Genomic DNA, 16072 nt, shown 5'->3' with positions numbered 1-16072 from the left:
TCCTGTTTCACCATCATATTATCAGCGTTTCTTATCGCTATCCTTTTCACGATAAATGCGGAAGATTACCCCATCGGCAGTATTTTCTCCACAGACCTCATAATGATTGGCACTGCATACCTTTGCAACGATAGACAAGCCTAGTCCAAAGCGTCCGCCTTGTCCCATTTCATAAGGCTTAAATAAGGTTTTTATACGATCTTCTTCCATACACGGACCATCGTTAGCAATCGTCAATCCTTCCTCTTCATTCAAATGAATTTCAATCGTCGTTTTCGCATAGCGCAAAGCATTTTCAATGATATTTTCTACAACTACACGCCATGGCTCGCTCAACCCGTCAAAGAAGGTTTCCTGCAGCTCCGTCTTGATTTCGATTTCCGGTTTGATTACTTTAATATTTTGAATGACTAGCTCTATGGTATCCTTCATATCTGTACGAATCCCTTCACAATCTTGTGAAATCAAATATTCTACACGATTCATAAACAGCAATGAATGCACCTTTTGTTCCAAACGATCGGCATTTTCGATAATAACATCAACACTCTTCTCCAAGGTCTCGTATGGATAAATACCATCTTTAATACTTTCTCCATAAGATTTAATCGTCGCAATCGGAGTTTTCAAATCGTGGGAAATGTTATGGATCATTTCTTCCTTTGTCTTTTCTTGTTTGCGCAGCTCATCACGCATCGCCACAAGTGCATCAGCAAGCTCACCGATTTCATCTTTACGGTTCAGCTTTAATTCGGCATCCTTGCCAAGCTTGATCTTTTCAATATAGTTACGTATTTGATTCAATGGGTGTAGCAATGTCAATACCCACATCAACAAAATAATGAAAAAGAAGCCGACAACGATAACCGTAATATATACAACACTATTGATCAAGATATTTTGCAGCTTTCCAAGATTATCACTGTATGTTCTTGATATTAGCATATAATCATTATCTAGCTTGGTAATGCAATAAAATGAGTCCTTATTCAAATCCTCATTTGCATTTTGCACCGTTCCATGCGCATTGTATAAATCATCTTTGTTCTCCGCAATATAAATGGCGTCTTTACCAATTTTCTTCCACTCGGCAGAGCTTGGATCGATTTTTAAAATATCTGCTACGACCGGATCGACAATGATCACATTTTGTCCGTCTTTTTCCGCAATTCGTACTGTCATGGAATCAATTCCAGAAGCACTGAAATATAAAATCTCTTCATTTGCCATTTCCGTCTGATTATTCATAATCAAATTGCGCTGTGTCTTATCCAACAATTCAAACTGCTGCTCGCGAATTGCTCCGTTGATGCTGCCATTTACATACACAAAGAAAAAGACCGCAAAGAAGGTTACAAAGAAAAAGACTAGCGCAAACAGCTGTTGGGTAAGCGACAGCTGTTTAATAAATTCATTAAAACGCTTCATATTATCCTAAGCGATATCCATAACCGTAAATGGTATGAATATTTAAATTCGGAAGCTTTTTACGTAAACGACGCAATGTATCATCGACTACACGATCACTGCCGAAATAGTTTTCTTCCCAAACACTTGTTAAGATCTTATCACGATTAAAGGCCATTCCCTTATTTTTGATAAACATCATCAACAAATCAAATTCCTTTGTTGTTAGATCGATTTCCTTGCCATGATCGAATACCTTACGTTGTTCCTCATCAAGCTCATAGCCATCAATCATTATGCGGTTAGTAGCATCTTTATAAACACGCTTAATAACATTATTAACACGTAAGACAAGCTCTTTCGGTGAAAATGGCTTTGTAATATAATCATCGCTTCCTTTTTCCAATCCGATGATACGATCAAATTCCTTATCACGTGCTGACATGAAAATAACCGGAATTTCCTTTCCCTGTAAACGAATCTCCTCGATTAGATCAAAGCCACTTTTATCATCAAGCATAATATCCAATATCCACAAATGTACATCATCGTCCATCACATGTGCACTTGCTTCTTCGTATGTATAATAGGAACGCACCTCGTATCCTTCTTTTTTAAGATATTGATTTACCAAGTCGTTGATTGCCTTTTCATCTTCAACAACACAAATGACCTTTTTCATTGTAATCACCTCGTTATTATTGTAATCGAAAAACGTCGAAAAAAAAAGCTATTCACATGATTTCCCATGAAATACTGTGAATTCTATGGGATAAGGACATAAAGAAAAACAGAAATCTCAGGTATTTTACCGTCAATTTCTGCTTCTATATCCTATAGTCCTTTTTCTTTGATAAAATCAACAATACGATAAACATATTTCTCACATAGTGCATCTGTCTTGGCTTCAACCATTACACGCACTAGCGGCTCTGTACCACTTGGACGAACCAAAATTCTTCCTTCATCGCCCAATTCCTTAGCAACTTCATCAACTGCCGCTAATAGCTCGGCATCTTCTAATGCCGCATGCTTATCTTTTACCGGTGTATTGATTAAAAGCTGTGGATAAATGAACAAATCCGCACCTAGCTGTTTTAATGACTGACCGGTATTTTTCATGATTTCTAAAAGCTTCATCGCCGTTAACAAACCATCACCGGTATTGGCATGTGCATGGAAGATAATATGACCGGATTGTTCGCCACCGATGGAATAACCATGCTCATTCATACATTCAAATACATATTTATCTCCAACTGCCGTTTGTTCATAGCGAATACCTTTATCCTTAAAGGCATGGTATAAGCCAAGATTGCTCATAACCGTAGTTACAACAACATCGTCCTTTAATAGTCCGTTATCCTTCATATAACAACCGCAAATAAACATTGTATAATCCCCGTTGATTAGGTTTCCATCTTCATCACAGGCAATCAGACGATCGGCATCACCATCAAAAGCAAAGCCGGCATCGTAATTTCCTTCCTTCATCATACGCTGCAATTCCTCCGGGTGAGTAGAACCGCATTTCGTATTGATATTGATACCATTCGGTGCGGAATGAATAACTTCTACGGTTGCGCCAAGCGCAGCTAAAGTTTCCGCAGCACAGCTGGTTGCACTACCATTGGCAAGATCCAATAAAATATGCATTCCATTTAAATCCATTGGCACAATTGATTTTAACCAAGATTCATAAAGCTCTAAGCCTTCACTCCAAGGAATGACACTGCCGATACGCTCATCTTTGGCAACTACGACATCTTCTGTGCTGTTATCGTCAATGTATGCTTCGATTTTTTCTTCTATCTCCGGATTCATCTTACAGCCATTACCGTTAAACAGCTTTATCCCGTTATCATGGAATGGATTGTGTGAAGCACTTACCATAATTCCGCAATCAAAATGTTCCTTTTGAATCAAATACGATACTGAAGGAGTCGGACATACCCCAAGCAGATAAACACTTGCGCCGGTAGAGGTAGCACCTGCTGCTAATCCCATTTCAAACATATCACTGGATAAACGCGTATCCTTTCCTATCAAAATTTTCGCATGACGCTTTTGACCATAATACCAACCTAAATACTGTCCGATCTTGACAGCCATATCAAGCGTCAAGGTTTCATTGGCACGTCCACGTGCACCATCAGTTCCAAAATACTTTCCCATAACTACATTTCCTTTCCTTACTTCGCCTTAACGGCACGAACCTTTATAACCGCATTTTGCAATTCATAGCTTGCTAAACGATTCTTTCCACTTACTAACAGCGGCACCTCATAAACACCTTCCTTGTTTATTTTCGATACATCTGCTGTTACGCTCAAATCCTCTTTTTTGATAGCCTCAATAACACTTTCCGCACCCTTTAAGGTAACCGTTGTGCTATCTTTGTTTTCAAAATAGAAAGTATAGCCTGCTGTCGCATTGCTGATCTTGATATCTACATCATCAATATCCTTTGTTTTCATATCCGCAAGCTTGATAGATATATTTACAATATTTTTTGGTGATACCTTCGTAACTCCGTTTGGAAGAATGATCGGCATCGTAATTTCACGATCACTTGTTAAAGTTGATGCCGGTATCGTAATCGGCAGTTCCTTGATTCCTTCCAACAAAGAAGCATTTCCAAAAATCGTAACCTTCGGATAATCTATACTGTAGGATTCAATCGCTTTACCATTAGGAATTGTTCCGGTCGGATTCAATACAACAGCTACCTCTTTGCTAGGCTTTGTTACTTTTACCTTTACCGGAATCTTATTAGGAATAATATCGACATTCATACGTTTTCCATTTCCATCGTACGCATACACCGTTGCTTTTGTTTCAAAATCACTTGTAATGCCGGAATTTACTTTGATCAAGGCCTTAACATAAGCAATCTTATCTAAGGTATCGGTACTGGCACGAACAAGCACCTCTCCCTGCTCCATTTCCGGTGCGCTTAGATCATAAATCGGATCCATGCTGTTGCGATTCAAATAGTCAAAGCCGACACTGAATTTACGAATGGATTTCTTTTTAATCGTTACCATAGCACTGCTTGGCTCTACGACCAAATCCACCTGTGAGGGAGCTCCCTCTGTTGTGAACTTTACCTCATGAACACCCTCTGTTAAATTGGTCATATCCGCTACTACGCGAATTCCACTTCGCTGTTTGATTCCCTGAATATCCGATAAATCCCCGATTGCTGTAACCTTAACACTTTGCGGCAAGCCGCTCACTTCATAATTCTGTGTTGAAATGACTTGTGAAATCTTATAATTTCCAAGCTCCTGTGCACTTTTTGTCGTTTCAAAGATATTCGCATCTGCCGCATTGAAGGTAACATATAGAAGAATTGCTAAAATCAACGCCACTGCCTTGCCATGCTTCTGATTAAACAACAAACGATCCAACCAACCGCTTAACCAACGAAAGAAACGGCTGACTAAAATTTCGATGCGCGCATACGTTTTCGCAAAGTTTTGAGATTTTTCTGCTATCGCTTTCGCCAGCTCGGTTTTCCCTTCACTGCTTAATTCAACCTTCTTCTTTTTCTTTGCCATTAGGAATCTCTCCCTTCTTCATCAGATTCATAGTGAAGAACGATCGTTTCCGGTTCCACGACATCTTCCATCAATTCCTGCGACATGTGGGCAAGTGTGCTTAATCCATCTTCCTTTTTCGGATTCTCCTCTTTAGATGCATTTGTTTCCTTAGTCTGTGCCGCTTTCTTTTTACGTTTCTTTTTCGGCTTTGCCTCTTCCTTTTTATCGCCCTCATTCAGAATATTATCAAAGAGCTGATCCAATCCGGTTGCCTGCTTCTGTGCCAAATCTTCGATTTCCAATTTGTCATGCAAATCCGTTTCCGGCTGAATAATATCTACGCTTTCCTCTTTTTTCTTTTTCTCTGTATAGCTTATTGTCTCACTGCTATCCTTTGTCTTGCGACCTTTGCCTTTAAAATAATGAGCAAAGACACCCGGCTTTTTACCATGAACAGCCTCCTGCTCCTTCAAGGTTTCTTTCTGCTGTTCTTCTTTTTCTTTCGCAGTGGATTGATTACCCACGATGCTTAACAAGAATTCCTTAAGGCTTGCCTCCGACATAACCGTCAGCGTACCGTTTTGAGCGATTGAAATATTACCGGTTTCTTCACTAACGACAATCGTAATCGAATCGGTAATTTCACTAATTCCTACCGCCGCTCGATGCCTTGCCCCATAGCTGGTTGGAAGCTCGCGAGTCGTCGGTGGAAAATATGCAGCCGCACAGGCAATTTTCACACCCTGTATGATAACCGCACCATCATGCAGTGGTGTTCCATATTGAAAGATAGAGCATAACAGCTCACTGGATACCACAGAATTCATGGAAGTACCAGTTTTAATAAAATCGGATAGGGAATGTCCTTGTTCAATGGAAATCAAGGCTCCGGTCTTGGTCTTAGACATTTCGGAACATGCCTTTACCAATTCGTTAACAAGATTTTCACGTTCATTGATCGTTAAAGTGGAAATACCGGAGAAAACACTTGTTTTCCCGATTTTCTCCAAGATGCTTCGAATCTCCGGCTGAAAGATAATGATGATCGCAACCACACCCCAATTCATAATCGAATCGGCTAAGCTTGCAATCGTATGCAGCCCTACCTTCGTTGCCACAAAACGAATGATAACAATTAACAAAACCCCTTTAAAGATTTGAATGGTTCTGGAATTATTTTTGACAATTCGCAGACAATAATATACAAGTGCCCAAACACAGCCGATATCTACCATCTGCCATAACAATGTCCAAAGATTATCCAACGTGAAGTAACTGAACATAAGCACACTCCTCTCGTATTTTATATTATATCACAAACTAAGTAAGGCTAGCTATCGTTTTTCCTGCTCAAAAATCACTGCTGTTTATGCCTGTAAAGCTTTGATACAATCACCGACCTGCGCAAAGACAGCCTCCGCATTGGCTTTGATTTCATCTTTGGCATGGAAAAGGGTAAAGCCATGAAATGCGTTCAGCATCGGAAGATCGTTATAAGAATCACCAATCACATAAATATTCTCCTTTTCCCAACCATAGCGTTCCTTTAAATAGGTAATTCCATCAGCCTTGCTAATCCCCACAGGCACGATATCTACACAATTGACATTTACATACGCTACCGCATAAGCTGCAAATCGTTGATTGATGTAAGCTGCAATTGTATGTGCCAGGCTGTCATCTTGTAAAGAAACCACAAGCTGTGCAACCTTTCCTTGGTAAACCTCATCTTTGGCATGTGTGGGAATATTCCCATATTTTACATCTTCGATTGCTTCATTTACGATATATTTATGACGATGGTATCCATCATTGATAACATAAGAGGCGCACTCTTTACCCTTAATAAAGGCAATGATTTCCTGTGCTGCCTGCGTATCCATATAAATGCAGCGAAGCTTTTGAAACTGCTTGTCGTAAATCACTCCGCCGTTATTGGCAATTACAAAATCTACTTCGATTCCATTCCCCTTAATCTCGGCCTTAATGGATTCCATGCTGCGACCAGTTACCAAGCCAAATAGATTCCCTGCTGCGCGATGCTTATGAATCATATCCAAATCATAGCTTTCTACCTTTTCATTTACTCTAAGTGTTCCGTCATAATCACTTGCTAAGATTTTCATGTCCCTACCTCATCTTTCATCATAATCATAAAGCTTCTTCAAACGATACCATTTTATCAATTTCTTATAAAAATCACAATCTTTTTATGTATAGCACCTGCTATCCCCACCATACTACTATCAGGAGGTGTTAGAAATGGCACAGAAAAAGTACCGCCCAGGAATGAACTGCGAAAAAACAGGTAAGTACACATGCTATGACAAAAATGGCAAGGAAATGTACGCTGATATTGACGTAGAAAAGGGCAGACGTTTTCCTCCTTCGCAGGAAGAAGGCTGTTACTACGAGGAGCAGTAGCTTGCTTCCTGTATTCTTATGACATTATGCATAAGAAAAAAATCTCTGTCGTAGGATAGAGATTTTTTAATATCCATAAACCACCTACCTATATTCATATATCCTTTTCCATTAACCGATATGGCTCAAATAATTTATTTTCTTTCTGCTATGTCTTAAAAATATCCCAAATTCGTGTATAATAAGCATTGTATGATTAGCAGGAGGTTTTTCAATGATACTAGAACAAATCCATTCTGAGCTGCTTGCCTTGGCTCAGGAATCCGATGCAATACTATCTGATATTTATAAGGAAATCGACCATGTTTGCTTAGAAAATTCCAATCGTATTTTATCGGCTTTTATCGAAAACAAGGTATCCTATTCCGATTTTAGCGATATTAACGGATATGGAAACTACGATGAAGGTCGTGATAAGCTGGAAAGAATTTTCGCTAGTGTGTTAGGCTGTGAAGATGCCTTGGTTCGTCCGCAAATTATGAGTGGTACCAATGCGTTGTATTTGACCTTATCCGCTTTATTGAAGCATGGTGATACCATGATTTCTTTATCCGGTGCTCCCTACGATTCCTTGCAGGAAATGATCGGCTTAAGCGGGAATTCTACGCAATCCCTAAAAGCAAACGGAGTGCATTACGAACAAATCGAATTAAAAAACGATGATTTCGATGAAGAAACGATCATCAAGCGTCTAAAGGAAAACAATGTGCGTTTGGTAGAAATCCAAAGATCGAGAGGCTATTCCCATCGCAAATCCTTGTCGATTGCCAAAATCGAGCACATCATTACAAAGATTCGTGAAGTAAATGATGAAGTCATCATCATGGTGGATAACTGTTATGGAGAGCTTGTGGAAACCAAAGAGCCAAGTCATGTCGGTGCGGATATCGTCGTAGGTTCCTTGATGAAAAATCTAGGTGGCGGTATTGCACCTACCGGTGGCTATGTTGCCGGTAACAAAGCGCTTATCCACATGGTTGCCGAACGTTTGACTGCTCCCGGCATCGGCAAAAGCTTAGGTGCGAATTTTAATTTGAACAATGCCTTCTTCAAAGGTCTGTTCATGGCTCCCAATGCCGTAAAAAATGCCTTGAAAACTGCGGTTTTCTCAGCCTATATGCTAGAAAAGCTCGGTTATCACAACATTTCCCCTCGCTTTGATGAGAAACGCACCGATATCATTCAAACCTTGGAATTAAAAACAAAGGAGAATTTGGTAAGCTTTACTCAAGGTATTCAACAAACAAGTCCGATAGATTCCTTTGTCCATGTTCTACCGGCTCCGATGCCCGGCTATCCTTTCGATGAGGTCATGGCTGCCGGAAGCTTTACACAAGGAAGTACGATCGAATTAAGTGCCGATGCGCCGGTCATTGAGCCATATACTCTATATATGCAGGGTGGATTGACCTTTGAATATGGCAAACTATCTATTTTATTAGCACTATCCAATATGAAAAGGAAGCTGGATTAACAGCTTCCTTTTTGTCCGCCATCAATACGAATGACGGTATTGTTAATAAAATCGGCCTCTTCACTAATCAAAAATTTCACCAAATATGCAACTTCTTTAGGATCACCATAGCGCTGAACCATGATTTTTTCAATCTCTTCTCGCAAAAATTCCTCATCATAACCATCAAGCTCATTTTCGGTACCGATAAAACCGGGAGCAATGCAATTCACATGAATATAAGGCGCAAATTCAAAAGCAAGATTGTGCGTCAAAGAAATCAATGCGGCTTTGGAGGCATCATAATCAATGCACATCGGATAATAGGTGTTGATGCCATTGGTTGAGGAAATGTTAATAATTCTTCCATACTCCTTTTCCAGCATATAGCGATATACCCGCTTACTGCAATTAAAAGCACCGACGACATTAACCTCCATTGTTCTTCTAAATTCCTCTGCTGTTTTCAAATGAAATAAATTGGACAAATCCACGGCGGCATTATTGATTAAAATATCTACACCACCAAGTTTTTCCTCAATGCATGAAATCATTTTATCGACTTCATCTTCTTTGGATACATCGCATGGAATTGCCATACAACGCACACCGTACATTTCCTTGATTTCCTTTTGCAGTGCTTCTGCTTCCTTTTGCGAAGTCAAATAGTTAATAACGATGTCATATCCTTGTTTTGCCAACTCCAAAGCAATTGCACGACCGATTCCCTTTGCTCCTCCGGTTACTAATACAACCTTATTCATCATTTAAAAAGAGCTTATATTAAGCTCTTCCTGCATATTTGCCATCGGTTGAGAAAACAACGATCTTTTCTCCCGGTTCGATAAACTGTGGAACACGTAAGCTAAGTCCGGTTTCGGTTACAGCGTCTTTGGTCTGTGTAGATGGTGCACCCTTGATTGCCGGATCTGTTTCCGCAATTGTTAATTCTACCTTTTCCGGAACAGATAGTGATAACAAGGTACCCTCAAAGAACATCAAAGAAACCGTTGATCCTTCAATAATGTAATATTTGTTTTCTCCGATCTGATCAGCTGTCAGTTCATAAGAGTCATACGTTTCCAAATCCATGAAGTAGTATGTAGAATCTGCTTCATAAGAATACTGTGCATCACGTCTTGAAATATTTGCCGGTTCGAATTTCGTAGAAGCATTAAAGTTTCTTTCCTGAATAGAGCCGGTTTTTAAATTGCGCATCTTGGTTTTTAAGATAGCAGCCCCCTTACCCGGTTTTACATGCTGAAAATCCAATACCTGACAAGGATCGCCATCAACGATCAATGTTAATCCTGTTCTAAAATCACCTGCTGAAATTGCCATGTTTTTTCACTCCTAATCTTTTTTCTTTTCTTTACGTATTTTATTTTATCAATTTTAGCACTATTCCTCAAGCCTCATTAAGATATTTGTGGCTGTTTTTCCTTGGAATGCGCTTGAATATACTTGCTCCATTTGATATAGCCGTACGTTGTATTTGTAAAATAGCCCAGCTTTAAAACCAATAAAACATATTGTCCGGAAATAATATTGATAATTGCTTCAAGGAAAGCACAGATATACCATGCAATCCACTGCTCTCGCAAGCGGAAGAAAATAAATAATCCATTGGCAATGCCTACCGCTGAAGCACATGCATCAATGTAAATGATTGCTGTTTCTAATATCTCATTATTATAGAAATCGGTTGCGATATCCAATCCACTGATGAAATATCCAACAACAACAGTCCAGATAATAATACCTAAAATAACCAGTACCTCTTGATAACCCTTCAATCTGCGAACCACGGTCAATTCACTTTCTGCATCGTCCTTATGCTTAGACCAGTTGATATAGCTGATGATATCAATCGGCAGCCAGAAGAACAGCGTTGTTGCCATCGTCGCAAAACGATACATCAATACGATACAAGATATAATTTCCACAATTTCTACTAGTACGGAGACAAGGAAGTTATACCTTGATTGCTTCGAAATCAACAGCTCACACAAGATATTCAAGAAGGTATCTAACAAATACAGAAGCATAATAACGATGCCATTTACACCATTTGCACTTTCCTCCGGAAATACAACGGAGATAATGGTTGCCAATACCATAATGGATAAAAACCATGTTTTTTCATAGGTTGTAAATAATTTCGCAAATAGCATCATAATCAATATGGATAACTCCAAAATCAAAGAAGCGATTCCAAAGTTAAATAACTGTGTCAATTCATTGGCACGTGTTTGACGATATGAATATTGTATCTCTTTCGCTTGAATATCCTTATGATCGAAATACAGCTTGGTGCCGTTTTCAGTTTCAAACTCATAAGCAGTAATGGATTGTGCATCTAGCTTGATATATTCTTCATAAGAATATGGAACAACCAGCTGCTGTTCACCTAATTTATAGGTAACCTCGCAAATCGTATTGTCCTCGCTGTAATCCTCTAAATCTACATCACGAATCATTTCCACACTTTGAAGATATTTTGCAGTTTCAACCTTTGCATTGATTTCCCATAAGCCATAGCCAATGGAAAGCAAAGAAGCAATGCCTAAAACAACCGAAAGCACAATTTCAGCTGTTCGCAGTTTTTTCTTAGCTTCTATATTTTTTTTAAAAAAATTCATCATACGTAACTTATTCTCCCTCGTTTCTATTTTGCAAACGCCTTAACATTATATAGGGAAAACATACTTCTTAACAAGTCTATCTTGCATTTTTACATACATTTCTTTCCTGTAACAGTCTTTACCTCTTTGTTTATAACTGCTTATCAACAACAATAGCAAAAAATCATTTACATTGCTGTGTCTAAGACAGCATACATACACGATAATAAAGTTTCGCAATAAAACTTTTCCTTTATGCAAAATTACCATCGTTTTTATTCCCTATAAAGAATGGATTTTTCACCAAATCAAAACTTTCTATCTCTCTAACATATTCTTTAGCAAGCAATACAATTCTTCCTCATTTCCAACAACGGCATCTGCTAAATACTTCGAATCAGGCAACTGATGGTGTCTGCGATTAAAATAAATTGCATGCAGTCCGGCACGCTTTGCACCCTCTACATCATTAATATACGTATCGCCAATATACCATGTATCCTCCGGTTTTAATTTCCAACGCTGGCAGGCTGTCAAAAAAGCCTGCACATGAGGCTTGGAATATCCTATTTCCTGGGAAACAAGCATATATTCTTCCGCAATCCATTGTTTCAATCCCAAATTCTTGATTTTGCATCGTTGATGCTCTGTCTTTCCGTTTGTTAATATGCCTAGAAAAACGTCCTTTTCCTCAAGCCAATCCAACAAAGCACGCATGGAATCAGATATTACAATTTCATCTTGATAATGGCGATAGCTTTTTTGAAAGCACATCGCCTTTTCTTTACTTATAGTATATCCGCAATCCTCCATTGCCTTTTGAATTCGATATGCTCCCGCTTCATCTATTGAGATTTTTCCGGCATGCAACTGTGGAAAAATGCTATCTCCATACTTACGACTGGCAATAAGCAACTCCTCTATATCTAACACATATTGATTTTGAAAGATTGTTTCGACTGCTTTCGCAAAAGGCAAATGTAAATCATATAGGGTATCATCAAGATCAAAAATAATATTCATACAATCTCCTCATGTAAACATAAACAACTATCACAGTGTTTCATAATATCATATCGTTTTATATATTCTTCCTCCAACGGAATCCATTTTTCAAAGAAAGGAAGGGCATTGTTTTGCCCATTTCGAAGAAGGATACGCTCCTTTTGCGTCTGTTTATCAATATCCATAAACAAACGAAAATCCCAATCCGCATGCAAGCTTGGGTGAAATATATACGCCCCTTCGATAATAACTATACCTCCGTTATGTAGCTCTATATGCCTAGCTTCAACAAAGCTTTGCGTATGACAATCAAAACGGTGATAACATAAGTTTGTTTGTTCCTTTAACGGAATTAAGACTTCCTTCATAAAGCGCTCCTTATCAAAAGGACAGTCCAGTAATTTGTTTTCTCTTTGTGATTGCGGTAAAAAGAAATCATCTGTCGCAATGACAGCCGCTGATAATCGTTTTGCCAAATGCTTGGCAAATGTAGTTTTTCCGGCAGCACAACGTCCGTCAATTGCTAACACAAAAATGCTATCATGCTTCAACAACGGCTTTATACAGTTTTCCATGTAGCTTAAGGCTTCTTCTAATCGCATATACCGATTTGCTCCTTTTCCCTGCCATGAAAACAAATAAGCCCTGTGTGATCAAGTAACAGCATAACGCAAGGTATCAGTACCAACTGTAATAAAATTCCCGGTATCGCCTGTACAAAAGCATTGGCTATAAACATTTCCCATGTAAATAGCTTTCCGCCAACACCAAGCAGCATTACCTCTATACAGCCCCAAACAACACGTCCTATGACCATAGCAGACAATAATGCACAATATAAGGCACGTATCCCTTGCTTATGACTTCGCTCATAAAGATAACCAACCACTATACCATAAGTAGCTAATTCAAATGCCATGGCAAGTCCGGTTGGATATACGATTGGCATTCCAAACACCATACCTCGCAATAACGGCAAACTAAATCCAATGAATAAACCATATCGCCAACCGCAAAGCAACCCACACAAAAATACCGGGATATGCATTGGCAGAAGCATATTTCCTATCACCGCAATTTGTCCGGTAAAAAACGGCAATACCATTCCTAATGCCAACATCAATGCAGATACGGAAAGCTTTTGATTCGTTCTCATGTCAATCTCCTTTATCTATTTATAATTATTTTTATTATAAAGCAAAGTTTATATTTTCTCTAGCAAAAAAAGTATAATGATTAAGATCAACTAGTCATTTTTCAATCCAGCTTATTCTTTTCCAAATGCTTACAGTAGGTTTTCTCATAGAGCTTTTATTTCTTTCAATTTCAGCATTGAAAGATAAACAAATACGAAATGCGAAAATATATTAAATTACACTAGCATTATTCTATTTTCTCTAGAAAAAACAGCATAATACAAAAAGGAAGGTTCTTACCCTTCCCAATCAATATCCCATCTCTTCTAAAACTTCCAATAACAAATCCACTCGATCACTAATAATTCCATCGGCACCATTGTTAATCAAATATTTCATATCCTCTTTATCATCAATCGTCCAATAATGCACAAACATATCATTCTTATGAATTTTCCATTGCAGATAACGATTTCCCAACGGAACTCCCATTTCCTCGATTGGAAGTTGCATTCCATAGCCTTCATAATCCATAAATATACCATAACCGATTAAGTTAGCAACGATAAATTCGGTGGCGGTATCATAATCAAGTGATACAATGATATCTTCATCTTTGATTTCTAAAAAGTAATCCAATACATCTTCATCGAAGGAAGCCACACAAACATATTCTTCTAGTCCATAGGCAACAATCAAATCATTTAATTGCTTGGCAGCCTGCTTGCCTAAAGCACCACTATCCTTTATCTCCATAATATAGGTAACGTCCTTATCAAATTCTTGAAACAGCTCCTCGACCATCATCGGAACAGCCTTTTCATGCTGATCATCACGATAAGGATAACTTCCGTTAAGATCCTGGAAATGATAACCGAAATTGAACTGCGTAAGCTCCTCGTAAGTATAGTCAGCTACCTTTCCACTGCCATTACTTGTTTCATCAATCGTCAAATTATGATGTGTAATCAGCTTTTTGTCTTTGGTCATACACAAATCCATTTCTAAGGTATCCACACCCATATCGACAACACTTTCAAAAGCAAGAATCGTATTTTCCGGATAAAGCTTTTTAGCACCGCCATGGGCAATGACTAAAGGAGCCTCCCCTTGTTCGATGCGAAACGGCGTATCCTTTTTATGCTTAAAGTACGGCATTACCTGCAAAGTTATATAAACCAAAGCAATGCTTACTACAACGATCCCTATCTTACTACTTCTTTTCATACCCTCTTTATGCTAATTTTTCTAACATAACAACAATGATGCCGCCAACCAGCATCGTAATAAAGCAACTGATAATCATCATCATATCATAAGTAGCATCGAGCGGAATCAATACAATACTGCTGGCAATTACTAAGCCAAGAATAAAATAAATCGTTATATTATGGAAATGCTTTAAACAATATCCGGTAATCTTACTGCTAGCAACAATACCTAACAAAATCCCCACTCCCATAAACGCAAGTGGAATTAAGATTTGTAAATCAAAACTTGTTACATTTGCTAATAAAGATTTGAATAAATAATACTCTCCTATAATCAATAAGCACATTGATCCGCTCACACCGGGAATAAACATCGCAAAGCCGGCAACAAAACCGATCAATACCATTTTTAATAAATATACTAAATCTAAAGCCGGAAAGCTTGTGATAACCAGTTCCTTTTCTTCTGGTGCAATCAACATCATACCGAAAATAATCACACAACCAAGCCCAAAGCCAAGAATAGATAATGCCTTCTTAGAGGTCGGCGTCTTTGCATTTAACCTTTCATCTTCCTTCATTTCACTTCTTACCAAAGAAGGAATAGAAAACGCAACCATACCGACAAAACCAAACATTGTTTGTGTCGGATAGTTTCCAAAACACCACTCCAATACATTCGCAAAGACGACCAAACCGATCATTGCTCCGATAAGCACTGTCGCAAGGAATTTAATATCGTCCAAACGATTTGGATTTTCCTTTGTAAAAATTCCGGAAATACTGGACATTACACGATTAAACAAGCCCAATACGACCATCATGGTTCCCCCACTCACACCGGGAATAATATTTGCTAAGCCTACGGCGATTCCACCTATCAATGTCTTTAACATATACAACCTCCAATAATTTCATGTATGGTTATTTTAACATACTCTATTCAGTATATGGGAAGTTTTAACATTATGCAATTATTATTTGTTAATTTTCTGTTAAGAATTAACAGCTACATCATAACCCCTACCCACTGCATTATCCTCTTTGTCCATAAGCATTATTTCCTTTTACCGATAACAGCCAAAGATTAAGATACACAAAAGGGCTTTATTGATGCTTCAAGTAATAGATAGGTATGTGGTAATTCGATTCAAAAAGCATATTGCAAATAATCATGAAACCACTATATGCTCTTTCTATAAAAAAGGATTTGGTTGCACCAAATCCTTCTTCCCCCACTAATGAGAAATAGGGAATGCCGATTCAT

The 16072-nt window shown here is 38.4% G+C and carries 16 protein-coding genes; 2 read left to right on the top strand and 14 right to left on the bottom strand.

Features of this window, described 5'->3' with window-relative positions; genetic code table 11:
* Nucleotides 1–21: 21 nt before the first annotated feature.
* The 6 genes from EUBDOL_RS00350 to EUBDOL_RS00325 form a co-directional block, all read right to left on the bottom strand.
* On the bottom strand, nucleotides 22–1428 hold the full coding sequence (locus EUBDOL_RS00350; RefSeq protein ID WP_004797401.1) for a HAMP domain-containing sensor histidine kinase: 1407 nt from the start codon (nucleotides 1426–1428) through the stop codon (nucleotides 22–24).
* Nucleotide 1429: 1 nt separating this feature from the next.
* On the bottom strand, nucleotides 1430–2089 hold the full coding sequence (locus EUBDOL_RS00345) for a response regulator transcription factor (protein WP_004797400.1): 660 nt from the start codon (nucleotides 2087–2089) through the stop codon (nucleotides 1430–1432).
* Nucleotides 2090–2241: 152 nt separating this feature from the next.
* Nucleotides 2242–3582 (bottom strand): phosphoglucosamine mutase, encoded by a 1341-nt coding sequence (glmM, locus tag EUBDOL_RS00340; RefSeq protein ID WP_004797399.1) that lies wholly within the window; start codon nucleotides 3580–3582, stop codon nucleotides 2242–2244.
* A gap of 17 nt (nucleotides 3583–3599) precedes the next feature.
* Nucleotides 3600–4970, bottom strand: a complete 1371-nt coding sequence (locus EUBDOL_RS00335) for a CdaR family protein (RefSeq protein ID WP_004797398.1) — start codon at nucleotides 4968–4970, stop codon at nucleotides 3600–3602.
* Nucleotides 4970–6235 (bottom strand): diadenylate cyclase CdaA, encoded by a 1266-nt coding sequence (gene cdaA, locus EUBDOL_RS00330; protein ID WP_004797397.1) that lies wholly within the window; start codon nucleotides 6233–6235, stop codon nucleotides 4970–4972. The genes EUBDOL_RS00335 and cdaA overlap by 1 nt, the downstream gene beginning before the upstream one ends.
* Before the next feature lie 84 nt (nucleotides 6236–6319).
* The gene (locus EUBDOL_RS00325; protein WP_004797396.1) at nucleotides 6320–7078 is read right to left on the bottom strand and encodes an HAD-IIB family hydrolase; all 759 of its coding nucleotides are present in this window, start codon (nucleotides 7076–7078) and stop codon (nucleotides 6320–6322) included.
* A gap of 136 nt (nucleotides 7079–7214) precedes the next feature.
* Between EUBDOL_RS00325 and EUBDOL_RS11525 the strand changes: the two genes are divergently transcribed.
* Both EUBDOL_RS11525 and EUBDOL_RS00320 read left to right on the top strand, forming a co-directional pair.
* The gene (locus EUBDOL_RS11525) at nucleotides 7215–7376 is read left to right on the top strand and encodes a hypothetical protein (RefSeq protein ID WP_004797395.1); all 162 of its coding nucleotides are present in this window, start codon (nucleotides 7215–7217) and stop codon (nucleotides 7374–7376) included.
* Nucleotides 7377–7590: 214 nt separating this feature from the next.
* On the top strand, nucleotides 7591–8850 hold the full coding sequence (locus EUBDOL_RS00320; RefSeq protein WP_004797394.1) for a methionine gamma-lyase family protein: 1260 nt from the start codon (nucleotides 7591–7593) through the stop codon (nucleotides 8848–8850).
* Here the strand turns inward: EUBDOL_RS00320 and EUBDOL_RS00315 are convergent.
* The 8 genes from EUBDOL_RS00315 to EUBDOL_RS00280 form a co-directional block, all read right to left on the bottom strand.
* Nucleotides 8847–9593: an SDR family NAD(P)-dependent oxidoreductase gene (locus tag EUBDOL_RS00315; protein WP_040462713.1), complete on the bottom strand. Its 747-nt coding sequence runs from the start codon at nucleotides 9591–9593 to the stop codon at nucleotides 8847–8849. The two genes, EUBDOL_RS00320 and EUBDOL_RS00315, sit on opposite strands and share 4 nt — an antisense overlap.
* A 19-nt stretch (nucleotides 9594–9612) precedes the next feature.
* Nucleotides 9613–10170, bottom strand: coding sequence for an elongation factor P (efp, locus tag EUBDOL_RS00310; RefSeq protein WP_004797392.1), 558 nt, complete (start codon nucleotides 10168–10170; stop codon nucleotides 9613–9615).
* Between the two features lie 77 nt (nucleotides 10171–10247).
* Complete coding sequence (gene pnuC / locus EUBDOL_RS00305) at nucleotides 10248–11474, bottom strand: nicotinamide riboside transporter PnuC (RefSeq protein ID WP_040462711.1); 1227 nt, start codon at nucleotides 11472–11474, stop codon at nucleotides 10248–10250.
* Nucleotides 11475–11771: 297 nt separating this feature from the next.
* The gene (locus tag EUBDOL_RS00300; protein ID WP_004797389.1) at nucleotides 11772–12476 is read right to left on the bottom strand and encodes an HAD family hydrolase; all 705 of its coding nucleotides are present in this window, start codon (nucleotides 12474–12476) and stop codon (nucleotides 11772–11774) included.
* Entirely contained in the window at nucleotides 12473–13060 is a 588-nt protein-coding gene (locus EUBDOL_RS00295; RefSeq protein ID WP_004797388.1) for a uridine kinase family protein, read from the bottom strand. Before EUBDOL_RS00295 ends, EUBDOL_RS00300 begins: the two co-directional genes overlap by 4 nt.
* Nucleotides 13051–13614: an ECF transporter S component gene (locus EUBDOL_RS00290; protein WP_004797387.1), complete on the bottom strand. Its 564-nt coding sequence runs from the start codon at nucleotides 13612–13614 to the stop codon at nucleotides 13051–13053. Before EUBDOL_RS00290 ends, EUBDOL_RS00295 begins: the two co-directional genes overlap by 10 nt.
* 289 nt (nucleotides 13615–13903) lie before the next feature.
* Complete coding sequence (locus EUBDOL_RS00285) at nucleotides 13904–14821, bottom strand: glycerophosphodiester phosphodiesterase (protein WP_004797386.1); 918 nt, start codon at nucleotides 14819–14821, stop codon at nucleotides 13904–13906.
* A 7-nt stretch (nucleotides 14822–14828) separates the two neighbouring features.
* A complete protein-coding gene (locus EUBDOL_RS00280; RefSeq protein ID WP_004797385.1) occupies nucleotides 14829–15701 on the bottom strand; it encodes a DUF368 domain-containing protein in 873 nt (290 codons plus the stop codon).
* Nucleotides 15702–16072: the final 371 nt, after the last annotated feature.

The organism is Amedibacillus dolichus DSM 3991, assembly GCF_000154285.1.
Classification (GTDB): domain Bacteria; phylum Bacillota_I; class Bacilli_A; order Erysipelotrichales; family Erysipelotrichaceae; genus Amedibacillus; species Amedibacillus dolichus.
This window is presented reverse-complemented; position numbering and strand designations above follow the sequence as displayed.